This is a genomic window from Variovorax sp. RKNM96 (genome assembly GCF_017161115.1).
In the GTDB taxonomy this organism is placed as follows: domain Bacteria; phylum Pseudomonadota; class Gammaproteobacteria; order Burkholderiales; family Burkholderiaceae_C; genus Variovorax.
On the sequence record NZ_CP046508.1, the window covers coordinates 848072 to 870394 of the forward strand.

At 57.5% G+C, this 22323-nt stretch carries 17 protein-coding genes and 2 riboswitches; of the genes, 10 read left to right on the top strand and 7 right to left on the bottom strand.

Going from position 1 to position 22323, the window contains the following annotated elements; translation table 11 throughout:
- Window positions 1–15: 15 nt before the first annotated feature.
- Window positions 16–1323 (bottom strand): D-amino acid dehydrogenase, encoded by a 1308-nt coding sequence (locus tag GNX71_RS03850; protein ID WP_206177099.1) that lies wholly within the window; start codon window positions 1321–1323, stop codon window positions 16–18.
- A 90-nt stretch (window positions 1324–1413) separates the two neighbouring features.
- A riboswitch (glycine riboswitch) is annotated at window positions 1414–1528 on the bottom strand.
- A gap of 11 nt (window positions 1529–1539) precedes the next feature.
- A riboswitch (glycine riboswitch) is annotated at window positions 1540–1632 on the bottom strand.
- Window positions 1633–1747: 115 nt separating this feature from the next.
- Here GNX71_RS03850 and rfbB point away from each other — a divergent pair.
- The 5 genes from rfbB (at window position 1748) to GNX71_RS03875 (ending at window position 7346) form a co-directional block, all read left to right on the top strand.
- Window positions 1748–2827 (top strand): dTDP-glucose 4,6-dehydratase, encoded by a 1080-nt coding sequence (gene rfbB, locus GNX71_RS03855; RefSeq protein ID WP_206177100.1) that lies wholly within the window; start codon window positions 1748–1750, stop codon window positions 2825–2827.
- A complete protein-coding gene (gene rfbD, locus GNX71_RS03860; RefSeq protein WP_206177101.1) occupies window positions 2824–3714 on the top strand; it encodes a dTDP-4-dehydrorhamnose reductase in 891 nt (296 codons plus the stop codon). The genes rfbB and rfbD overlap by 4 nt, the downstream gene beginning before the upstream one ends.
- Before the next feature lie 32 nt (window positions 3715–3746).
- A complete protein-coding gene (gene rfbA, locus GNX71_RS03865) occupies window positions 3747–4643 on the top strand; it encodes a glucose-1-phosphate thymidylyltransferase RfbA (RefSeq protein WP_206177102.1) in 897 nt (298 codons plus the stop codon).
- Complete coding sequence (gene rfbC, locus GNX71_RS03870) at window positions 4640–5185, top strand: dTDP-4-dehydrorhamnose 3,5-epimerase (RefSeq protein ID WP_206177103.1); 546 nt, start codon at window positions 4640–4642, stop codon at window positions 5183–5185. Before rfbA ends, rfbC begins: the two co-directional genes overlap by 4 nt.
- Before the next feature lie 175 nt (window positions 5186–5360).
- Window positions 5361–7346, top strand: coding sequence for a hypothetical protein (locus GNX71_RS03875; protein ID WP_206177104.1), 1986 nt, complete (start codon window positions 5361–5363; stop codon window positions 7344–7346).
- Window positions 7347–7367: 21 nt separating this feature from the next.
- Here GNX71_RS03875 and GNX71_RS03880 read toward each other — a convergent pair whose 3' ends face one another.
- The 3 genes from GNX71_RS03880 to gmd form a co-directional block, all read right to left on the bottom strand.
- Window positions 7368–8336 (bottom strand): glycosyltransferase, encoded by a 969-nt coding sequence (locus tag GNX71_RS03880; RefSeq protein WP_206177105.1) that lies wholly within the window; start codon window positions 8334–8336, stop codon window positions 7368–7370.
- A gap of 97 nt (window positions 8337–8433) precedes the next feature.
- Window positions 8434–9315: a GDP-mannose 4,6-dehydratase gene (locus GNX71_RS03885; protein ID WP_206177106.1), complete on the bottom strand. Its 882-nt coding sequence runs from the start codon at window positions 9313–9315 to the stop codon at window positions 8434–8436.
- The gene (gene gmd / locus GNX71_RS03890; protein ID WP_206177107.1) at window positions 9312–10358 is read right to left on the bottom strand and encodes a GDP-mannose 4,6-dehydratase; all 1047 of its coding nucleotides are present in this window, start codon (window positions 10356–10358) and stop codon (window positions 9312–9314) included. The genes GNX71_RS03885 and gmd overlap by 4 nt, the downstream gene beginning before the upstream one ends.
- A gap of 335 nt (window positions 10359–10693) precedes the next feature.
- Here gmd and GNX71_RS03895 point away from each other — a divergent pair, with 335 nt between their 5' ends.
- Genes GNX71_RS03895 through GNX71_RS03915 form a run of 5 tightly spaced genes read left to right on the top strand, consistent with a single transcriptional unit; the run spans window position 10694 to window position 19390 of the window.
- Window positions 10694–11965: a class I SAM-dependent methyltransferase gene (locus GNX71_RS03895; RefSeq protein ID WP_206177108.1), complete on the top strand. Its 1272-nt coding sequence runs from the start codon at window positions 10694–10696 to the stop codon at window positions 11963–11965.
- Complete coding sequence (locus tag GNX71_RS03900) at window positions 11965–14490, top strand: glycosyltransferase family 1 protein (protein ID WP_206177109.1); 2526 nt, start codon at window positions 11965–11967, stop codon at window positions 14488–14490. Before GNX71_RS03895 ends, GNX71_RS03900 begins: the two co-directional genes overlap by 1 nt.
- Complete coding sequence (locus tag GNX71_RS03905) at window positions 14480–16012, top strand: glycosyltransferase family 1 protein (protein ID WP_206177110.1); 1533 nt, start codon at window positions 14480–14482, stop codon at window positions 16010–16012. The genes GNX71_RS03900 and GNX71_RS03905 overlap by 11 nt, the downstream gene beginning before the upstream one ends.
- Entirely contained in the window at window positions 16009–17214 is a 1206-nt protein-coding gene (locus GNX71_RS03910) for a hypothetical protein (RefSeq protein ID WP_206177111.1), read from the top strand. The genes GNX71_RS03905 and GNX71_RS03910 overlap by 4 nt, the downstream gene beginning before the upstream one ends.
- 58 nt (window positions 17215–17272) lie before the next feature.
- On the top strand, window positions 17273–19390 hold the full coding sequence (locus GNX71_RS03915; protein WP_206177112.1) for a glycosyltransferase family 4 protein: 2118 nt from the start codon (window positions 17273–17275) through the stop codon (window positions 19388–19390).
- Here GNX71_RS03915 and GNX71_RS03920 read toward each other — a convergent pair.
- From GNX71_RS03920 to GNX71_RS03930, 3 genes are read right to left on the bottom strand one after another with little or no spacing between them, the layout of a single operon-like run.
- A complete protein-coding gene (locus tag GNX71_RS03920) occupies window positions 19377–20099 on the bottom strand; it encodes an ABC transporter ATP-binding protein (protein ID WP_206177113.1) in 723 nt (240 codons plus the stop codon). The two genes, GNX71_RS03915 and GNX71_RS03920, sit on opposite strands and share 14 nt — an antisense overlap.
- Window positions 20100–20102: 3 nt before the next feature.
- Window positions 20103–20906, bottom strand: coding sequence for an ABC transporter permease (locus GNX71_RS03925; RefSeq protein ID WP_206177114.1), 804 nt, complete (start codon window positions 20904–20906; stop codon window positions 20103–20105).
- A complete protein-coding gene (locus GNX71_RS03930; RefSeq protein ID WP_206179335.1) occupies window positions 20903–22321 on the bottom strand; it encodes a mannose-1-phosphate guanylyltransferase/mannose-6-phosphate isomerase in 1419 nt (472 codons plus the stop codon). The genes GNX71_RS03925 and GNX71_RS03930 overlap by 4 nt, the downstream gene beginning before the upstream one ends.
- Window positions 22322–22323: the final 2 nt, after the last annotated feature.

Below are 22323 nucleotides of genomic sequence, written 5' to 3' on the forward strand. Positions count from 1 at the left end.
TGCAGGGGGCAGTCGTCAGCCCAGTGCAGGTTGCACGATTCGCGGCGCCGGCGCCGGCATGCCGGTGAACGCAAAGTCCACCTCGGGTGCCAGCCCGCTCACGATCCGCGCGATCGACTTGCCCGAGCCGCAGGCGTGCGTCCAGCCGAGCGTGCCGTGGCCGGTGTTCAGGTACAGGTTCGGCAGCTTGGTCTTGCCGATCATCGGCACGTTGCTCGGCGTCGCGGGGCGCAGGCCCGTCCAGAACTGCGCCTGCTCGGTGTCGCCGGCGCCGGGGAACAACTCCTCGACGCGCCGCACGATGGCTTCGCAGCGCACGCGGTTCAGGTCGCGGTCGTAGCCGTTGAGCTCGGCCGTGCCGGCGATGCGGAGGCGATCGCCCGATTCCGATGTGTAGCGCGAGAACACGAGCTTGAACTCGTCGTCGGTCAGCGAGACCTGGTGCGCCTTCGACGCATCCTTCACGGGCAGCGTCACCGAATAGCCCTTGGCCGGGTAGATCGGCAGGCGGATGCCCAGCGGCGCGGCATACAGCGGGCTCAGCGATCCCATCGCGAGCACGAAGGCGTCGCCGCGGATGCGCTGGAAGCGGCCTTCGTTGTCGGTGGCCTCGACGTGGTCGATGCTGCCGCCGGCTTCGCGCAGCGCGGTCACCGTGTGGCTCATGAGGAACTTCACGCCGGCCGCGGCCGCGAGGCCGACCAGTTCGCGCGCGAAGCGGTTGGCGTCGCCGGACTCGTCTTCGGCCGTGTAGGTGGCGCCGGCCAGCTGGGGGCGGATGTGGGCGAGGGCGGGCTCGATCTTCACGGCCTCGTCGGCCGAGATCACCAGCCGTTCGCAGCCGAGGGCGCGCATCTGCTCGGCCGGCTTGAGCGCGCCGTCGAACTCCTTCTGCGTCGTATAGAAATGCAGGATGCCCTGCGTGCGCTGGTCGTAGCTCAGGCCCGTGTCGCGGCGCAACTGCTGCAGCGTGTCGCGGCTGTAGGTGCCCAGGCGAACGATCTGCTCGATGTTGTGCTTCGTGCGCGCCGGGGTGCATTCGCGCAGGAACTGCAGGCCCCAGAGCCACTGGCGCATGTCGGCGCGGATGCGAAAGAGCAGGGGGGCGTCTTCCTTGCCCAGCCACTGCAGCACCTTGAGCGGCGCACTGGGGTTGGCCCAGGGTTCGGCGTGGCTGACGGAGATCTGCCCGCCATTGGCGAAGCTGGTTTCGGCGGCCGGGGTGGCCTGCCGGTCGATCACGGTCACTTCGTGGCCGAGTTGCTGGAGGTAGTAAGCCGAGGTCACGCCGAGCAGGCCGGCGCCAAGAACGATCACGCGCATTGCAAGTACCTTTGAGGTGCAGCGCTTGAATGGCGGGCGTGGTGTGCTATTGATTCAATAGCAAGCAACCGGACGTCCGCCGTCCAAGTTGCCGCTCCCCCTGTCCTCGGTACCTGAGAGATTCACCCGCTGCGCCTCGCAACGGGTTTGCTCCTTCGGTGCATCGCGATCCCTGCGGGTGCGATGGCTCTCCAGACGGCGTTTGATGTGATGCAGTACTGACCCCCTGTTCGGGCCGACCTGAGCGTTTATGGGAGTTTGCGCCTTCGGTAGGGCCACCGGGGTGGCCCGCTCTCCTGCAGTGGGGCGATTGTAGGTGGGCACTGCCAATGCGCCAACCCCGGGAGTTTCGGCCCTTGGGCCGATGGGATAATCATCCGTTCATTCGCCGGAGGGCGATCGTTCGACAACAACAGGGGACCCCATGATCCTGGTAACCGGCGGCGCAGGCTTCATTGGCGCCAATTTCGTACTCGACTGGCTCGCACAGAGCGATGAACCGGTCGTGAACCTAGACAAGCTGACCTACGCGGGCAACCTCGAGACGCTCGCATCGCTCAAGGACAACCCGAAGCACATCTTCGTGCAGGGCGACATCGGCGACAGCGCGCTGCTCGACCGCCTGCTGGCCGAGCACAAGCCGCGTGCCGTGGTCAACTTCGCGGCCGAATCGCACGTCGACCGCTCGATCCACGGCCCCGAAGACTTCGTGCAGACCAACGTGCTGGGCACCTTCCGCCTGCTCGAATCCGTGCGCGGTTTCTGGAATGCCCTGCCGGCCGACCAGAAGGCCGCCTTCCGCTTCCTGCATGTGTCGACCGACGAGGTCTACGGCTCGCTCTCCAAGACCGACCCGGCCTTCACCGAAGAGAACAAGTACGAGCCCAACAGCCCGTACTCGGCCAGCAAGGCCGCCAGCGACCACCTCGTGCGCGCCTGGCACCACACCTACGGCCTGCCGGTGGTCACCACCAACTGCTCGAACAACTACGGGCCGTTCCACTTCCCCGAGAAGCTCATTCCCCTGATGATCGTCAACGCGCTGGCGGGCAAGCCGCTGCCCGTGTACGGCGACGGCATGCAGGTGCGCGACTGGCTCTACGTGAAGGACCACTGCAGCGCCATCCGCCGCGTGCTCGAAGCCGGCAAGCTCGGCGAGACCTACAACGTGGGCGGCTGGAACGAGAAGCCCAACATCGAGATCGTCAACACCGTCTGCGCGCTGCTCGACGAGCTGAGCCCCAAGGCCGGCGGCAAGCCGTACAAGGAACAGATCACCTATGTGACCGACCGCCCCGGCCACGACCGCCGCTACGCGATCGACGCACGCAAGCTCGAGCGCGAACTCGGCTGGAAACCTGCCGAGACCTTCGACAGCGGCATCCGCAAGACGGTCGAGTGGTACCTCGCGAACGGCGAGTGGGTGCGCAACGTGCAAAGCGGCGCGTACCGCGAGTGGGTCGAGAAGCAATACGACGCCGCACCGGCGAAGGCCACCGCATGAAGCTGCTGCTGCTGGGCAAGGGCGGACAGGTCGGCTGGGAGCTGCAACGCAGCCTCGCGCCCCTGGGCGAACTGGTGGCGCTCGATTTCGACAGCACCGACTTCAACGCCGACTTCAGTCGCCCCGAGCAGCTGGCCGAGACAGTGCTGAAGGTGCGCCCCGACGTCATCGTCAATGCCGCAGCGCACACCGCGGTCGACAAGGCCGAGAGCGAGCCCGAGTTCGCGCGCAAGCTCAACGCCACCTCGCCCGGCGTGGTGGCCGAAGCCGCGCAGCAGATCGGCGCGCTGATGGTTCACTACTCGACCGACTACGTCTTCGACGGCAGCGGCAGCAAGCCGTGGAAAGAAGACGATGCGACCGGCCCGCTCAGCGTCTACGGCAGCACCAAGCTCGAAGGCGAGCAACTGGTGGCAAAGCACTGTGCGAAGCACCTGATCTTTCGCACCAGCTGGGTCTATGCCGCGCGCGGCGGCAACTTCGCCAAGACCATGCTGCGCATCGCCAAGGAGCGCGACAAGCTGACCGTCATCGACGACCAGTTCGGCGCGCCCACCGGCGCGGAACTGCTGGCCGACATCACCGCGCACGCGATTCGCGCGACGCTGCAGGACCCGTCCAAGGCCGGGCTCTATCACGCGGTGGCCGGTGGCGTGACCACGTGGCACGGCTATGCGCGCTTCGTGATCGAGCAGGCCAAGGCGGCGGGCGTGGAACTGAAGGCCGGCCCCGAAGCGGTCGAGCCCGTGCCCACCACGGCATTCCCGACGCCGGCCAGGCGGCCGCACAACTCGCGCCTGGACACCACCAAGCTGCAATCGACCTTCGGCCTCGTGCTGCCCGAGTGGCAGTCCGGCGTCGCCCGCATGTTGCGCGAAACCTTCTGATATTCGCAGAGCAAGAGAGACACGAACACCCCATGACCAAGACGACGCAACGCAAAGGCATCATCCTCGCCGGTGGCTCGGGCACCCGCCTGCACCCCGCGACGCTTGCCATGAGCAAACAACTGCTGCCGGTGTACGACAAGCCGATGATCTATTACCCGCTGAGCACGCTGATGCTGGGCGGCATGCGCGACATCCTGATCATCAGCACGCCGCAGGACACGCCGCGTTTCCAGCAACTGCTGGGGGATGGCAGCCAATGGGGCATCAACCTGCAGTACGCGGTGCAGCCGAGCCCGGATGGTCTGGCGCAGGCGTTCATCATCGGTGACAAGTTCGTGGGCAACGACCCGAGTGCGCTGGTGCTGGGGGACAACATCTTCTATGGCCACGACTTCGCCCATCTGCTGGCCGATGCCGACGCCAAGACCTCGGGTGCGACGGTGTTCGCCTACCACGTGCACGACCCCGAGCGCTACGGCGTGGTGGCCTTCGATGCCAAGGGCAGGGCGAGCAGCATCGAAGAAAAGCCGCTCAAGCCCAAGAGCAGCTATGCGGTCACGGGCCTCTACTTCTACGACAACCAGGTCGTCGACATCGCCAAGGCCGTGAAGCCGAGCGCGCGCGGCGAACTCGAGATCACCGCGGTCAACCAGGCGTATCTCGACCTCGACCAGCTGAACGTGCAGATCATGCAGCGCGGCTATGCGTGGCTCGATACCGGTACGCACGACAGCCTGCTGGAAGCCGGGCAGTTCATTGCCACGCTCGAGCACCGCCAGGGGCTGAAGATCGCATGCCCCGAAGAGATCGCATGGCGCAATGGCTTCATCTCAACCGAGCAACTCGAAAAGCTCGCGGCGCCGCTGGAAAAGAGCGGCTACGGCAAGTACCTCAAGCACCTGCTGAACGACGAGGTGCGCTCGTGAAGGCCACGCCCACCTCGATTCCTGACGTGCTCGTGATCGAGCCGAAGGTGTTTGGCGATGCACGGGGCTTCTTCTTCGAAAGCTTCAACCAGAAGGCCTTCGACGAAGCGATCGGCAAGCATGTCGACTTCGTGCAGGACAACCATTCGCGATCGGCCAAGGGTGTGCTGCGGGGGCTGCATTACCAGGTCCAGCAGCCGCAAGGCAAGCTCGTGCGGGTGGTGCGTGGTGCGGTGTTCGACGTGGCCGTCGACATCCGCAAGTCGTCGCCGACTTTTGGCAAATGGGTGGGTGTCGAGTTGAACGAAGACAACCACAAGCAGCTCTGGGTGCCGGCAGGATTCGCGCACGGTTTCCTGGTGTTGAGCGAGACCGCGGAATTCCTCTACAAGACCACCGACTACTACGCGCCCGCCCACGAGCGCGCGATTGTCTGGAACGACCCCGCTGTCGGTATTCGATGGCCGGATGTGGGAGGGGCACCGGTCCTGTCGAAGAAGGACGAAGACGGGTGTCTTCTGCAAGCGGCAGAGGTTTTCTAGTGTCCTTTCGTCAGATAGCGGGGCGGCTTCGCGTATCGGGATCCCGCGTTGAGCCCGCAAGAGTGCCCTGAGAGGGGGGGCGAAAAACTCACAACGCCACTGCCTCGAGCAAACGTGCGTCTCGCAGCTTTCTGAAGTTGTTGCACCTTCTTTTTTTTTCTCTTACATCTTTGAAATGATTTTGAAAATCCGCGGCGATCGCATGCATGCTGCTGGAATCACCATGCTTGTGGCAATTGTCGCCATGGTTTTCGTCTACAGACGAGGTCAGGATTTAAATTGGGATCTTCTTAATTACCATTTTTATTCCGGATTCTTTGTCTTGCATGGGCGGTTTGAGGAGGATTTGGCCGCGGCCGGATTGCAGACCTTCTTTCATCCTGCGGTGAATTTGCTGGCCTATTTGGCGTTGAAGTTCCTGGGGTTTCCCTGGAGCGCTTGGGCCATACTGTTTGTGCAGTTGCTTGCAGTTCCGCCTTTTCTACTCATATGCAGAAAAATTGCGCGAGATCTCGGCTATCAAAAAATAGGTATCACAGAGCTTTTTGTCGTCGCGCTTGGATTGATGGCTCCTCTTTGGTGGAGTGAGCTTGGCACCACTTTTTTTTCATCCACGACAGCGCCATTTATTTTGTGGGCTATTTATTTTGGCATTAAAGGAGCTAAGGAGGAAGCGCCATCGGGCGCAATGATTTTTGTCTCTGGGGGATTATTGGGTCTTGCCAGCGGATTGAAGTTGACGAATGCGCCCTTTGCAGTTGGTTTTTTTATTGCACTCTTTGTTGCGCATTTCTCAAACGGATTGCGCTCCGCAGCAAAAAGCGGATTCATTTACTCGGCCGGAGCGGTAGTTGGATTTACGTGCACTGCATGGTGGTACGTGCTTCTCTATCAACGCTGGGGGAGTCCGGTTTTTCCTTTGTATAACGCCATATTCAAGTCTCCTTATTTTGAGGCTGTCAGTTTCAGGGATATGCGATGGTATTTTTCCAGTTTGACGGAGTTTGCAACATACGTTTTTCAATCCGCGTCTCTTACAGGAAAAACCTCCGAGATTCCTTTTGCCGATGCCAGGTTGATCGTGGTGCTGGCGCTGGGGGCCGCGCTTGTTGCCATGAGGAGAAAGTTAAAACTAGAACGATCTAGCTTGGTGGTAGTGGTATTTTTTGTTGTCAGTTACATGCTGTGGGCAACTGCATTTGCTTATCAAAGATATCTCATACCTATCGAGTTTTTATTTGGTGTCATCATCTGGATTTTTGTGTCGCGTCTTTTTGAGAAAAAGCGGGCCATCATGGGGGCTGTGTTGGCAATTACCTTGGTTTGCGGGGTGATGATCAAAGTGCCAGACTGGGGCCATACAAAAAAATCCATCACCTCGAGCAATCCCTTCGGTCTTGAGTTGCCAAAAACTCTTGAAGAAACGCCGGCCATCTATTTGGTTCAGGGTGTTCCAAATTCATACATATTTCCTTTTCTTTCAACGGGAAGCAAGTTTTATCGCGTCGACTTCTCGTCAAAGTTTGATTCAATTGTGCGCCAGCGAGTAGTGCAACGAGGGGAATTGCCTGTCAGAGTTTTGACAAATCACGCCTCCGCGGAGGGCATCAGAAATACGTTCGAGGTTTTTGCTGGCATGAGCAAGGACCAGGAATTGAAATGCTGGTCGTTCAAGTCCAGTGTCGACGGCTACGTCGCGTGCGAGCCAGGTGCGGAAGCCACAGTCGATCGCAACACCAAGACATCGACGGTGAACGTGACGTTAGGCAAGGACATGCCTTGGGAAGGCGCCGTTCGTGGATTGACCGGATTTAGCCCGCCCGAGTCATGGGGGCGCTGGACCGAGGCAGATGAAGCATCGATTGAATTGAATCGGTGCTTGCCAACAGGGCGTTTGAAGATATCGATGCTCGCAAATGCCTATGGGCCAAATGTCGATCGACCTGTGCGAGTTATTGTTGGCTCTGGCACCGCGGCCGCCAGTTTCGGACACGCGGCGAGCGAGGTGGCTGTGGAGTTGGAGAACGAGGTGCCATGCGAATCGCGCGTACGCATCGTTATTCCGCAAAAAACCTCGCCGTTTGAGTTGGGAGAGGGGCCCGACAAGCGCGAACTTGGAATTGGCCTCAGATCGCTTCGGATAGAAGGCCGACCCCGCTGAGAACCAGAGCGAGTTCGGCGATCAGACTTTCGCGATGGCCGGGATGCCCAGATAGACAAGGCGTTTGATTTCGCGTCTGGCTCGGGTCACGTTGTCCAGTATCAATCCGCACGACAGAGAGAGCATCGCCATGAGCATGAGGCTGGCGCAAAGCACCGCGGTTGGAAGGCGTCGAACCAGACCGCTCTCGAGAAACTCGAACAACACCGGAATCGAAAGAAGTGCCGATGTTGCGGCCAAAACCACCGCGCATGCGAGAAAGAAGGTCAGAGGGCGTTCGCTAACGTACAGACGCGCAATGGTCCATGCGATCTTCAGGCCGTCCTTGTACGTGGAGAGCTTGCTCTGTGATCCTTCGGGCCTTGAGCCATATGGTGTCTGAACCTCTCCGTAGGGCATCCGCAATTCGAGCGCGTGCACAGTGAGTTCAGTTTCGATCTCGAATCCGTGCGAAAGCGCAGGAAAGGTCTTGGCATATCTGCGCGAGAAAGCACGATATCCTGACAGCATGTCGGAGAAGGTGCCTCCGAAGATTCGAACGACGCTGCCGGTGAGCATTCTGTTGCCCCACTGGTGTCCACGCCGATACGCGTCCGAAGCATCTTCGGCTGCGGTGCGTCGACATCCAACGACCATGTCCAGGCGCTCGTCGATCAGTTTGTCAACCAACAGATGGATCGAGGCCGCGTCGTAGGTGGCATCCCCGTCCACCATCACATACACATCGGCTTCGACATCGGCAAACATGCGCCGCACAGCATTGCCCTTGCCACGCAATGGAACCGAGATGACGTTGGCGCCTTCCTGTCGTGCGATGGCCGCGGTCGCATCCGACGAAGCATTGTCGAAGACGTGGATATGGGTGGCCGGCATGGCAGCGCGAAACGCGCGAATTACCTGTGCGACCGTTGCTTCTTCGTTGTAGCAGGGCACGACCAGGGCGACGATGCAACCGCGATAGCGGGGCGATTCTGGCGTTGAGTTGTCCATGTTTTTTTGCGGCGTGGCAGGCGAATCCGACAGGCATCTGTCGGCGGGGCGTCAGTCGAATGGAGGTCGCGGAGCGTGCCGCGCAGGCTCACCGTCGTTAGGCGGTGTCTTCTTGCTGCCCGTAGCTTCTGAGGATGCGCTGTAGTGTATCTTCGAGCGGCGGGACACTAAGCTTCGCGCCGTGCTTCGCCAGGAGCGCATTGAGCCGCTGAGGGCTCCCGCAGAGTCTATGAACCTCGTTCGCTCTCACGAACGCGGGATTCACATCGATCCCTGGCCGATGGCCTGTCAGTCGACTGAGCGTCTCGATCAGATGCTTGAGCGTGTACGGCTGCCCGGAGCAGATGTTGTAGGTTGCACCGCTTTCTCCGTAGTTCAGCAGATGCAGATAAGCATCGCAGACCATCTGAACGTCATTGAACTCTCTCTCTACATCCAGATTCCCGAGCTCTATGCGTGGGGCCCTTGTTGCGAAATGCCAGGCTAGCTTGGGGACGACAAAGCTTACGTTTTGCCCGGGCCCGGTGTAGTTGAAAGGGCGCGCGATGACCAGATGCAATCGATGGTCATAGGTGCGAGCCATGTGCTCCATGGCCAGCTTGCTCGCTGCGTAATGATTGACGGGGGCAGGCGCGTGATCCTCCGTCAGCGGCGAATGCGCGCTGTTGCCGTATATGTTGGCACTGCTCGCAATCAACACGCGCTGCGGCACCCGCGGAAGGTTCGCCACGGCGTCCAGTAGGTTGGTCGTGCCGACAACATTGACGGCATAGAACGCATCTGGGGTCGCGTGTCCTACGAAACTGATGGCGGCGAGATGGACTACTGCATCCGGTTCTGCAGCCAACACTTCGCGTGCGATGCCCTCGCGATCAAGCAAATCCGACTGCAGCGGGACCACATGGTGGCCGGCCGCTGCGGCCGTCCTCACAAACGGAGCGCCGGTGAACCCGCTCGCTCCCGTCACCAGAATCTTCAAAACGAGAAGCCCTGTGTGTTGCGTCGCAAATCTGCCTCCACCATCATCTGGCAAAGTTGTTCCAGGGTGGTCTTGGGCGCCCATCCGAGCTTTGCGCTGGCATGTGCAGGATCACCGATCAGCAAGTCCACTTCTGCGGGACGGTGGAACCTCGGGTTGATCTTCATCACGGTGTTACCCGTTGCGGCATCGACGGCGGTTTCATGTTCACCGATGCCTTTGAATTCGATGTCGATGCCTGCGCCCTTGAACGCCATCCGCACGAAGTCGCGTACGGTTTCGGTGCGATTGGTCGCCAGCACGAAGGTGTCGGGCTGTTCCACCTGCAGCATCCGCCACATGCCTTCGACATACTCCTTGGCGAAGCCCCAGTCGCGCTTTGCATCCAGGTTCCCCAGTTCAAGCACGTCCAATTGCTTCAACTTGATCTTGGCCACCGAGTCCGTGATTTTTCGAGTCACGAATTCGCGGCCTCGCAATGGGCTCTCGTGATTGAACAGAATGCCGCTGCTTGCAAAGATGTCGTAGCTCTCTCGATAGTTGACCGTCATCCAGTGAGCGTAGAGCTTGGCCACGCCATACGGGCTTCGGGGGTAGAACGGCGTGCTCTCGATCTGCGGTATCGCCTGGACCTTGCCGAACATCTCTGAAGTCGACGCTTGGTAAAATCGAATCTTCGGATTCGTCAGGCGGATCGCCTCAAGAAGGTGCAGGGCACCGATGCCTGTGATCTGCGCCGTCGCGACGGGCTGGCTGAAGCTCACACCCACAAAGCTCTGCGCCGCCAGGTTGTAAACCTCGTCAGGCTCTGCGTTTCGCAAGAGCGTCAGCGAACTGCCCAGGTCGGTGAGGTCGTACTCGACCAGATGGAGGTTGGGGTGGTCCTGAATGCCCAGCTCTTCGATCCTCCAGAAATTGACCGAGCTGGTGCGCCGATAGGTTCCTGTGACAACGTAACCCTTGCCGAGCAGAAGTTCTGCCAAATAAGCGCCATCCTGTCCCGTGATTCCGGTCACGACTGCGCGTTTCAGAGTTTTTGTCATCTCTTGCTGTTCCTAGATGTGTTGTCCTTGCGGGGGCTTGTCGATCGCCAGCGGGGGAGATCGCAGGGCCCCGATTCTGCCGCAGTCCAAGTGCATGGTTCCGCGGCCCACCGTCTTGGCTGGCTGACAATCGGGTTACAGATCGAAAAACAAAACACGCGATCGGACTGTCCCGTACGCATGGTTTACAGATCGTCGCATCGCTTGCATCGAGGCTGTTCCCCGGAGCTCACACCCGGCGTGAGGAGGCCTTCCCTGGGGCTAGACTCCTTGGTCTCCCCACGATGGCGTTCGCAATGCTGTGAGCACGAAATATAGAAAAAAAGAGGTTCCGATTGAAATTGCCGTTCTATAGAGCCTTTGAAGAAAGGTATTACGCACCGCGTGAATACATTGGCAACCTGCGCCGCCAGTATCTGCCATATGCTTCAGCAGTATTGAGTCAGTCGGGCGTGATTCAAGCAATTGACATCGGGTGCGGTCGAGGTGAATGGCTTGAATTGATGCGTGAAATCGGCATCTCTGCAACGGGAGTCGACCTCGATGCCGGAATGCTCAAGGACTGTCTGGATCGAGGATTGGATGTAAAGCTCGAAGACGGGTTAACCGCGTTGAGAAATCTACCCGATCAAAGTCAATCCATCGTCTCCGCTTTCCATGTAGTGGAGCACATTTCCTTTGATGATCTGCGCGAGCTCATCGCCCAAGCATATCGAGTGCTTATCCCCGGGGGGGTGATCATCCTGGAGACGCCAAACCCCGAGAATCTTCTGGTTGGCACCAAGAATTTTTATCTCGACCCGACCCATCAGCGGCCGCTCCCTTCGGAGCTTCTTTCTTTTGTTGTCGACTACTGTGAATTCATCAACGTCGCGGTGCTGCGCTTGCAGGAATCGCGCGATATTTTATCAAAAGAGAATGTCAGGCTGTATGACGTGATAAGTGGCGCAAGCCCAGATTACGCAGTTCTAGGCCAAAAAGGTGAAATTCCAAAAACAATTAAATCCATTGCGCAAATTGTCCCTCCGACCCGCGGCGCCGATTTGATCAGTGTTTCGGATTTTTACGATGAAAAGTTGGAAGGGAAATTCAAAACTCTAATGGATGTGGAAAAGCGTTTGGCGACGCAGGACCGGCAAGCCGCCGCCACAATGGATTTCCTGAGTCGGCGCCTCGAAGTTGTATCGATGGAGCTTTCGTCGATGCGCGCCGAATTGGCAGCCTCCGAAGCCCGCGCTCAACAGCATGCAGATCAATTGCTCGCAATTTATAGAAGCAACTCTTGGAAAGTGACCGCACCACTCAGAATGATGACGAATGGGCCTAGGCGGCTCGTGTCCGCGGCCCAAGAGGGGCGTATGAAATCGGGGGTCACGCGACGGGTGAAAGCTGCGTTGATTCGAACGGCCACTTTTGTTAATCGAAGCCCGAAGATCGCTATACCGATTTCGAAAGCGTTGAACCGATTCCCTAGTATAAAAGAAAGAATGGGAAAAATTTTGAACGCGAGCGGGGGGGGTGCTGCGTACACGATCGATCCGAAAAGCCTCTCCCCGCAAGTGCGCGAAATATACCTTGACCTAAAAAAATCCCATAAAAGGCAGTAATGAAAATCCTGATCGATCTTCAAGGGGCGCAATCAGGCAGTCGCTACAGAGGAATTGGCAGATATTCGCTGGCTCTGGCAAAGGAGCTTGTAAAAAATCCCGGTGCTCAGGAGTATTGGCTTCTTGTTAATGCGCGCTTGGAGGATGGCCTCCTGGAAATTCGTCGAGAATTCGACGGCATTATTCCGAGCTTCAGGATCCGTTCCTTTGATATTCCTGTTCCTGTTGCAGAGCAAGATCGCAGCAATGAATGGCGGGCGCGAGCGGCCGAGATAGCCCGAACGCAGGCGATCGCGAAGATAAATCCGGAGGTTGTTCTCGTTTCAAGCCTGTTTGAAGGCTATTCTTTCGATGCCGCGGTATCAATCGACGCGAGTTCTCCGTGGAAGACTGCAGTTGTTCTCTATGACTTGATCCCTTTTTTGAACCCCTCGCAATATTTCGGTTCGGAAGAGCAAAAGAGGCACTATTTTCGGAAAATCGACGACCTGAAACGGGCTGACCTGTTGCTTGCAATTTCCGAACATTCGAAAGATGAAGCGATTGAAGCACTGTCAATTCCGGAGCAGAAGATCGTTAATATTTCGGCCGCCGTCGACGGGAGGTTCTTCTCTGCGAGCTCGGTTGATGCATCCATACCCGTGCGGTACGGAGTGCAGCGGAAGATGGTCCTGTATGTACCAGGCGGTTTTGACGCGCGCAAGAATTTTGAAAATCTGTTCGCCGCTTTTGCAAGGCAGCCGCAGCATATACGCGCGATATACCAACTGGTGATCGCCAGCAAGCTTGGGCAGCCGGAGCGAGATCATCTCCGGCATCTCCGCATTCAGGCCGGGCTTGCGGAAGAAGATCTTGTCTTGACAGGATATGTCCCCGACGAGGATTTGGTGCAGTTATACAAGGCTGCATCTTTGTTTATATTTCCGTCGACTCACGAGGGATTTGGTCTCCCGATTCTTGAGGCAATGGCTTGCGGCACACCCGCGATCGGCGCCAATAGCACCAGCATTCCTGAAGTTGTAGATGATCCTCGTGCCCTCTTCGATCCTTCTTCAATAAATTCAATTGCTGAAAAAATCGGGCAAGTTCTCGATGACCCGCTTTGGGCTGCCGAATTGGGGCGTCGTGGCTTGGAGCGGGCGAAAATGTTTTCGTGGCCGCGAACCGGAATGCTGGCAAGGGTTGCCATTGAAGAGAAACTGGGTTCTTCGAAGAACGCAAGAGCGAACGCGCCCTCCGCGTCACTCGCTTCCCTAGGCGAGGTCATCGACGCGGTGGCTCGGATAGAGGCATATCCTCCCCCTCGCAATGTCGATCTCGCAGCTCTTGCTCGATGCCTGGTTTTCAATACAAACCCGTTTTTGCGGCCGCGAATTCTCATCGACGTCTCCGTGATCGTGCTGAGCGACGTCAAATCAGGAATTCAGAGAGTCGTTCGAAGTCTGGTAAAAAATCTTCTGGATGCGCCTCCCGCGGATTTTTTCATTCAGCCCATATACTTTTCAAAAGGCAATTATTGGGCCGCCAATGAATTCGCAGACTCAATGCGAGTTGCTCCATCCAACGAGGGCGATTTTGTTGTCGACGTGTGTCAGGATGATATTTATCTTGGGCTTGATTTAAGTCCACACCTGACACGGGAGGTCCACGGTATTCACTCGACTTGGCAAAAGCGTGGAGTCAAATCCTACTTTGTGATCTATGACATTCTTCCCGCTCTTCGGCCGGATTGGTGGAGCGTTGGCGTTGGAAAGGGATTTGAAGCGTGGCTCGAAAGCATCGCTTCAGTTGCTCATGGGCTTATTTGTATCTCGGGTGCCGTCGCGGACGAAGTGCGAACTTGGCTGATTGCGCACGGCCACGCGCAATTAGATAGGCCAATCGTCACCAATTTTAGGTTGGGAGCAGATGTCGGCGCCAGCGTGCCCACCGCCGGAATGCCCGAAGGAGCCGAGGAGTTGCTGGAGCAGCTGAAGGGCAAATCGAATTTCCTGATGGTCGGAACTCTTGAGCCTCGCAAGGGTTACAAGCAAGCTATTGAAGCGTTCGATCAACTCTGGGATGAAGGGGTTGAATCAAACCTCATCATCGTCGGACGGGAAGGCTGGCTTGTCGATCTGCTGATTGAACGAATCCGGTCGCATGAGTACTCCGGACGCCGACTTTTCTGGCTTGGTCAGATTAGCGATGAATATCTGGAGAAAATCTATGCAACCTCCACATGCCTCATTGCTGCAAGTGAGGGTGAAGGTTTTGGGTTGCCGTTGGTGGAGGCCGCACAGCACCATTTACCGGTCATCGCGCGAGATCTTCCAGTATTTCGCGAGGTGGCTGCAGATTCCGCTTTTTATTTCTCGGGCACTTCTGCCTTTGATCTCGCTGACTGCATACAGAAATGGCTGGGTATGAATGAGCGCGGAGCCGCACCTAGTTCGGAAAAAATGTCTTGTATCAGTTGGCGGCAAAGTGCCGATGAATTGATTTCGGTAATCCGTCGGTGTGCTAAAAATGCAGATGAAATCTGAGATCGGGCAGCGTGCCCCTTCGCTGGTACGCCGCAGGGTGGTCTTCGATGTATCGACTTTGTTCATATGGGATCGACCACCCGTTGGCATCGTACGAGTTCAGTACGAATTGGCCGCCTATCTTCTGAAGCAAGATGACTTTCCCGTTGCTTTCGTTCGGTTTTCCTCCGATAGGGCGAAGCTGAATCCAGTGAGTTTGGACGTGGTGACGCAACGCCTCGAGGAAATGAGATCCGCGGGAAGCGCATTGGCCGCGCGAAGGATTGCGGAACAAATGGCAATTCAAAAAATAGAAGAGGAAAAGGAGGGCGCTCGGACTATCGTGATGCCAGAGGCTGTGAAGTTCAGTGCTCGCGCTCGAACCTTTACCAAGGCTGGACTAAAGTTAATGGTCCCGAAGAATCAGCGAAAAAACGTGCGGGCGGCGTGGAATGTCTATCGAGCCGCGGGCACAGCGGCTGTTTTCAAAAAATTGACACGTCGAGCATTGGGTTATGAGCCACAAGCTAGTCCGATTCCTGAGTCAGTTGCGACTTTCTTGCCGCCGGCATCGACCAGTCACTCGCTCGAAATGCATGTTCCTGGAGCCTTGACCGCTGCAATGACGCAAGGAGATTTTCTTTCCAGCGAGGATATTCTTGTTTCGGCAGGCTTGGATTGGGATCATTCCAATTACGAGCTTCTGTATTGGATGAAAAACAGGCTGGGATTCGGGTTTTCGGGGATTTTTTACGACACGATTCCAATCGAGCACCCGGAGTATGCGAATTCTTTGGAGTTTCCGCGGCGATTTTTTAATTATTTTTATTATCTGAATAATTTGGCCGACCGGATTTCGTGTATTTCCGAATTTTCACGATCTCGCTATCTGGCTGTCGCGCGACAGCTTGATTTTCGAGAAACCCCGATACTGCAAACTGTATTGATGGGGGATCGCCTTGCCAACTACGTCGAAGAATTCGATGCGAAAACGCGGGCACTTCCCGAAAAATATGTTCTCTACGTCAGCAGCATAGAGGCCAGAAAAAATCACGAGACGCTCCTGGCAGCGTGGCAGCGCGGAATTGAGGAAGGTTCTTCGATGCCAGATCTGGTGTGTGTCGGAATGCGCGGTTGGGGTGTAGACGACATGTTTGTGCAATATGAACGCGATGGAAGACTGCGTGCAAAGATTCATTTCCTGAGCGATGTCGATGACCGGGAGCTTGCCGAGATCTATCGAAGATCTCTGTTTTGTGTTTTCCCCTCACGGGTAGAGGGGTGGGGCTTGGGGGCTGCGGAAGCCATGACATACGGAAAAGTTTGTATCGTGTCCACCGCTCCCGCTTTGATCGAGGCGACTCGCGGAATGATGCCTGCCATAAAGACCGAGGATGTCCAGGGCTGGCGGGATGCCATTCTTCATTGGTCGTCGAACGATGCTTTGCGCGAAAAATTGGAGGAGCGAATTCGCAACGAATTTATCCCGAAGGACTGGTCAACCTATGCGAAAGAAGTTTTCGCTTTCGCTCTGAATCAATGACTCGCATCCTGCAAATATCGCCGTACCCGATCGTGGCGCCGCGCCACGGTGGGCAGATTCGTGTATCCGAAATTCGCAAATATTTGCGTCACCAGGGATGCGAGGTGCTAACGCTTTCAATATGCGAGCCTGCCTACTCGGAACGCGATCAAGACAATGATTTTGTTGTCAATCTGGATCATGAGCCTCGCCCTTTCGATATGCCATATGGGGCCGAAATTCAAATGGCGAGACTTTCCGTTTCGAATTTACAGGTCCAGCAGTTCCTGAGCGAAAAGATGGAGTTGTTCTCCCCGGATTTTATTTTCTTTGAGCAACCATGGCTTTGGCCGGCTGTCCAGAAAATACTCTCCACACCAAAATTTCAAAGTGCCGAGCCGAAGATAATTTATTCATCGCAAAATATAGAGTCTCATGTAAAGGCTGCAATTCTTCGAGATCACTTGCTCGATGAGAGGAAGATTTCTCAATTCGTTGATGAAGTGGAAAGTCTGGAGCTTTCCCTTGCGCGCGCCGCCTCCAGCATAATTTGCGTAACAACGTCCGATGCGGAGTATTTCTCCCAACACTCTTCGGCTGCTATTCAAATTTGCCCCAATGGGGTAGAAAAAAGGGCGCTGAGTGCGCCCGAATTGAATGAAGTAAACTCTTTCAAGAGAGGGCGCACCTATGCGCTGTTTGCGGCAAGTGCCCACCCTCCCAATGCTGTCGGATTCTGGAGGATGCTGGGTCCCTGCTTGGCAAGCATTCCGCCGAGCGCGATGATCGTGGTTGTCGGCAGTGTGGGGGGTATTTTGGAGGCGTATGCACCACCTGAGGCATCACTCTATGCAACGGCAAACTCCGGCGTAGTTCAAAAAGTAGGGCAAGTTTCTGACGCGCTGCTGGCGGCACTTATCTGGGGTTCGTCGGGGATTATTGTTCCAATTACCTCCGGTGGGGGTTCCAATTTGAAGACTGCGGAGGCCATTGCCTCAGGAAAACCGGTGGTTGCCACGCAATTTGCATGCAGAGGCTTTGAATTTTCGTCGCGCCTTTCCGAATTTCATATTTGCGACGATCAGGTGCAGTTTTCGCGCGTGGCCGCCCGCATCGCCCGAGGAGAAATATTGGCTCCGCTTCCCAGCGCCGAAGAAAAATCGTTGAGGCAATTGGTTTATTGGGACAATACGCTAAAAAATATTTCGCAAGTACTTTCATAGATATTCGGCCGAGTCCGGTTAAGGTGAAGGGCTATTGCGATTTGATTGGCTTCGAAAAATGAATAAAGTCGTTCGCTGGGCGCTAACTCCTTGGCTTTTGCCATCGCGCCTGCGTTCCTATCGCAGTAGGCTAGAGCGGGAGGCGCGGCAAGAGCAAAAACATCGTTTCCTGGCGACGCAGATCGCGGTTGTTGCCGCTCGCGAGCGCTCGGGCGAAATGTCGCCGCCCGTGCCCGCTTTTGATTGGTTCAATGATCACAACGTAGAGTGCGCCGTTGGGCAGCCAATCAGCAAGTTGCGATGGCCTGCGCAGGGTGCTGGCCAAATTCGTGATGAGTTGGCTGCGGCACGGTTCTGCCTGGATTTGCTTTGGGGGCGGGCCGACTTGCGCGAGCGGTTTCCCCGGTCACTGCAATCAGGCGATGACGGTGGTTTTTCGGACTGGCTTCAAGGTCCAGGTCAGGCGCAACTCGAACTCGACGCTGTGGGACTTTCGCATGTCCAGTCTGTGCTCGCTGGTGACTTCGCAGGACGCGCCCGGCAGATCTTTCTCTTTTCCGATGAGATTCGAGCTGCGCTGCCGCATGGGTTGACGCCCGCCGGAGCGGGGGCGTTGTTCTCGTGCTTCATGTCTTTTGTCTATCCAGAAACGGAGTTGCACCCGGAGGAAATCTGGTGGCTATTCGCACAGGCTGCCCAGGTTCCTGCCCTCGAATTGCTGCGTGCCTACCAGTTCACTCCATCCTGGCAGGCGAGGTTTCCCGCGGCCATGACCATTTTTGGCTTCGATGAGTTCGCGGAATGGTTCAAGCGAGCATTTGCTGTGCAGGGGGAATGGGCCGACGAAGCACTGAGTAAGTCAACGTTGAGCGACATGGATCAGGTCCGGCTGGCATATCGCTCGGTCTCGGGATGGCGACAGTCTCACCCCGCAGCAAGGGCTTCCATAGAGAATGCCCGTACTTTCCTGGCGTGGCTCGGGTCGCCGGACGCTCCGCTCTCCCCGCGCGCTGCGGTCTGGTGCCAATCGCGAGTTTCGCAATGGGAGGCGGCAGACTTTCTTTCGCCGGGTCTCAACGTCATTGGTCACTTCAGTTATCCATCGGGACTGCGGGCATCTGTCGATGCCATCGTCAGTGGGCTGGCTGCGTGCAACGTGCAGACTTCGTTGAGAAACATCAGGACCAACGTCGCCGACGAGCCGATTCACATGGAATTTGGTGGGCAGGAGATTCACGAATCGACACTGATCCATGTTCAGCCAACGCCGTTCTTTCGCATCGCATACAGACGCGCTGATCTGGCCCCGAGCGAACAGCGCACGTACAGAATTGCCTACTGGTACTGGGAGTTTGATCATGTCCCCGACGACTGGGGGGAAATCAACGATGAGGTTGACGAGATCTGGACCGCCACGGAGTTCGTCGCCAAAGGGCTTCGCGCACGCTTTGACGTACCGGTAAAGACTCTGTTTCCTGGTGTATTGCTCGCACCCTATGAGCGCGAGGCACGATCCGCGTTCGGCTTGCCTGAAGGGGTATTTACCTTTGTTTTTGTGTTCCACATGATGAGTGTCATGGAGCGCAAGAACCCGCTGGGGCTGATTCGCGCATTTCGGCAGGCGTTCCAGCCCGACGAACCCGTCCGGCTTGTCTTGAAGACCTCTTTTGGCGAGAGGCATCCGGAGCAGTTTCGCGTCCTCGAGGAGGCTGCGAATCAGGAGAACATCGTGTTGATCAACGAGGTTTATCCGTCGAGTCGAGTGCTTTCCTTGATGGACGCCTGCGATGCTTACGTGTCGCTGCACCGCAGCGAGGGCCTGGGCTTGACGATGGCTGAGGCCATGTTGATGGGCAAGCCAGTCATTGCAACCAACTACTCCGGCAACACCGACTTCATGGACGCGTCGAATAGCCTTCTGGTCGACTATGAACTGGTATCGGTAGGGAAGGGCATCCCGCCGTATTCCGAAGACAGCGAATGGGCCGAACCATCCGTGGATCATGCGGCGCAACTCATGCGCAAGGTCTACGTGGACCAAGAGTGGAGCCGAGCCCTGGGAGCGACCGCTAAGCGGGCCTCTCTGAACCGCTTCGCGCCAGAAGTGGCCGGTCGGCGCATTGCGCGCCGACTGGCCGACATTCAGCTACTTCGTTCCAAGACTATGCCGCGATGACGGGGGCTTCCTGCGAAACAATGCGACCGTGCTCAAGGTGGATGACCTTGTTGCATTCCTTGGCGATCAGTTGGGGGGAGTGAGACGCCAGCACCAGAATGCCGGACTTGGAAACCACGTCCCGCATGCGTTTCTCGGCCTTCTCAGTGAACTCGGCATCGCCCACCGACAGCCATTCGTCCATGAGCAGGATGTCGGCTTCGACACTGGTCGAGATCGAAAACGCCAGTCGCATCATCATGCCGGTCGAGTAGGTACGCACCGGCATGTTGACGTACTCGCCAAGCCCGCTGAACTCGCAGATATCCTGCGAGAGCCGGTCCACCTCTTTCTTGCTCATGCCCATCACAAGGCCGCGCAACATGATGTTCTCGATGCCGGTCGCATCCATCTCGATGCCCAGCGCGGGGTCGATCAGGCTGGCAACCGAGCCCTGGCGCGTGAACTCGCCCGATGAAGGCTCGTATACGCCGGCCAGCGTGCGCAGCAATGTCGACTTGCCCGCACCGTTGTGGCCGACCAAGCCCAACCGGTCGCCGCTCTTGAGCTCGATGTTGATGCCGCTGAGCGCTTGCACCACGGTGACGCCGGTTTCCTTGCCGAAGCGACCGCCTGTGACGGAAGCCGCCAGGGTCTTCTTGAGCGATGCTGCGCCCGCTCCATAGATCGGGAAATTGACGGCGACGTTTTTGAGTGAAATGAATGCCATGGATCAGAGCCAGTAAACGACGCGGCGGCGGTATTTGGCGAACAGCACGATCGCGACGGCCACGCAGAGCACAGTCCATACGCCGATACCGATCCAGCTATGAATGTGCGCCACACCGCCCATCAGCGGGGTGCGCAGCAGGTCGAGCATTTGTGCAAAGGGGTTCCAGAGCACGTACTTGGCGCGGCTCGGAAGACTTTCTGGAAGCCAGAACACGGGTGTGAGGAACATCAGCATCTGCATCACGCTGGTCACGATCTGGGTCACGTCGCGATAGCGGGTGCAGATGAGGCCCAGCAGAAGACCCAAGGCGTGCGCGTTGATGACGAGGATGGCGAAGGCCGGCACGATAAGCAACACAGACCAGGAAAGCGAGATGCCAGCCCAGATGGCCACCGGGATGTACAGCACGATCTGGTGGCCGAACTGAATCAAATTCCGAGCAAGGCTGCGCCAAACGAACAGGCTGATCGGAAAGTAGCCTTGCTTCAGATAGTTGGACGAGCCGACAAAGGCATTGCAGGCGTCGGTTACCACGCTGGAAAAAAAGCCCCAGAAAATGACGCCGAGTGCCAGGTGCGGAAAGAACCTCGATAGCTCGCTGCCGAACAGCGAGGCGTACAGCGGTCCCATGCCGCCGATCATGACCCCCATGCTCAGGGTGAGCCACAGCGGTCCGAGCATCGAGCGCCGGTAGCGCAACACGATGTCGAACCACGCCAGGGTCCACCAGATGTCGGAGCGACGGGTACCTTCCCACCAGTCGGAGAAGGCGCTGCGATGCAGGTTGGAGTGAACTTGGCTCATGCGCGTCCGTAGGTGTCAGCCAGGCGGACGATGTCGTCTTCGCCCAGATAGCCGCCGCACTGGACTTCGATGAGCACCAGTTCTTCTTCGCCGATATTGGTCAAGCGGTGTTTCTCTTTCAATGGGATATACCGGTACTGGCCCGGCAGGGTGACGTGTTCGAGTTCACCGATCTGCACGATGCCACGTCCTTGGACGACGACCCAATGCTCGGCGCGCTGGTGGTGGTACTGCAGAGACAGCGATTCTCCCGGTTTTACCGTAATGCGCTTGACCTTGTATCCGTCCTCTTCCTTGAGCGAGGCGTATGTGCCCCATGGGCGATGAACCACTGCAGGCAGATGCACTGCTTCGTGCTTGCGGGCCTTCAAGGTATCGACGATCCGCTTTACTTCCTGCGCACTGTTCTTGTGTGCCACGAGCAACGCATCGGGTGTGTCGACGATCACGAGATCATGCACGCCCAATGTGGCAACCAGTTTGGGGCCGTGGCTGTCGACCTGTACATGGGTGCCCGTGGTATCGATGGCGACGACATCCGAGGGCATTGTGTTGCCGCTGGCATCGGGCGTGTGGGCCTTGGCGACCGCGGGCCACGATCCCACGTCGCTCCAACTGAACTTGGCCGGCACAACGTGGACGTTATCCGCTGGCTCCATGACCGCATAGTCGATGCTGATGTCTGGCTGAAGGCCGAAGGCGTGCAGATCGAACTGAACGATGTTGTCGCTGGCCTGCGAGGATTTCAACGCATGGCGTGCCGCGGCCAGCAATTCCGGTGCATATTTTTCGAAGGCTGCAACAATCGCATCGGCCGTGAAGCAGAACATGCCGCTGTTCCAGTAGTAGCGGCCGGTTGCCAGGTATTCCTGCGCGGTCTGGAGGTCGGGCTTTTCGACAAAACGCTTCGCCGGCTGGCTGTCGCGCGAGACCTTGGCTACCTCAACATAGCCGAAACCTGTGTCCGGCCCGGTAGGGCTGATGCCGAAAACGACCAGGGCGCCTTGCGTGGCAAGCCGGAATGCCTGGCTCGCGCTGGCCACGAAAGCTTCGACATCCGGCACCAGATGATCCGCGGAAAGCACCAGCATGACGGTGTCGCCGCCGAACTGCTGAATGCATTGCAGTGCTGCCAAGGCGATCGCCGGACCGGTGTTGCGGCCCTTGGGTTCCAGCATCAGTGTGGCTTCCGGCGGGTCGGCCATCTGCCGCAGCACGTCCTTTGTAAGAAAAAGATGGTCCTTGTTGGTGACGATCATCAGATCGCCGGTGCCACAGGCCTGGCCTCGCTCGATGGCCTGCTGCAACAAGGAAGACCCCCCCAGTTTCATGAAGGGCTTGGGGAACGCCTGGCGCGATGCTGGCCAAAGCCGGGAACCTGCCCCCCCTGAAAGCACAACTGAAAGAACGCGCATAT

Excerpts from the sequence above, each read along its gene's own strand:
- GNX71_RS03850 (WP_206177099.1), bottom strand. The coding sequence starts at position 1,323 with ATGCGCGTGATCGTTCTTGGCGCCGGCCTGCTCGGCGTGACCTCGGCT.
- GNX71_RS03875 (WP_206177104.1), top strand. The coding sequence starts at position 5,361 with ATGATTTTGAAAATCCGCGGCGATCGCATGCATGCTGCTGGAATCACC.
- GNX71_RS03920 (WP_206177113.1), bottom strand. The coding sequence starts at position 20,099 with ATGGCATTCATTTCACTCAAAAACGTCGCCGTCAATTTCCCGATCTAT.
- rfbD (WP_206177101.1), top strand. The coding sequence starts at position 2,824 with ATGAAGCTGCTGCTGCTGGGCAAGGGCGGACAGGTCGGCTGGGAGCTG.
- GNX71_RS03930 (WP_206179335.1), bottom strand. The coding sequence starts at position 22,321 with ATGCGCGTTCTTTCAGTTGTGCTTTCAGGGGGGGCAGGTTCCCGGCTT.
- GNX71_RS03925 (WP_206177114.1), bottom strand. The coding sequence starts at position 20,906 with ATGAGCCAAGTTCACTCCAACCTGCATCGCAGCGCCTTCTCCGACTGG.
- GNX71_RS03905 (WP_206177110.1), top strand. The coding sequence starts at position 14,480 with ATGAAATCTGAGATCGGGCAGCGTGCCCCTTCGCTGGTACGCCGCAGG.
- GNX71_RS03880 (WP_206177105.1), bottom strand. The coding sequence starts at position 8,336 with ATGGACAACTCAACGCCAGAATCGCCCCGCTATCGCGGTTGCATCGTC.
- rfbB (WP_206177100.1), top strand. The coding sequence starts at position 1,748 with ATGATCCTGGTAACCGGCGGCGCAGGCTTCATTGGCGCCAATTTCGTA.
- GNX71_RS03910 (WP_206177111.1), top strand. The coding sequence starts at position 16,009 with ATGACTCGCATCCTGCAAATATCGCCGTACCCGATCGTGGCGCCGCGC.
- GNX71_RS03915 (WP_206177112.1), top strand. The coding sequence starts at position 17,273 with ATGAATAAAGTCGTTCGCTGGGCGCTAACTCCTTGGCTTTTGCCATCG.
- rfbA (WP_206177102.1), top strand. The coding sequence starts at position 3,747 with ATGACCAAGACGACGCAACGCAAAGGCATCATCCTCGCCGGTGGCTCG.
- GNX71_RS03900 (WP_206177109.1), top strand. The coding sequence starts at position 11,965 with ATGAAAATCCTGATCGATCTTCAAGGGGCGCAATCAGGCAGTCGCTAC.
- gmd (WP_206177107.1), bottom strand. The coding sequence starts at position 10,358 with ATGACAAAAACTCTGAAACGCGCAGTCGTGACCGGAATCACGGGACAG.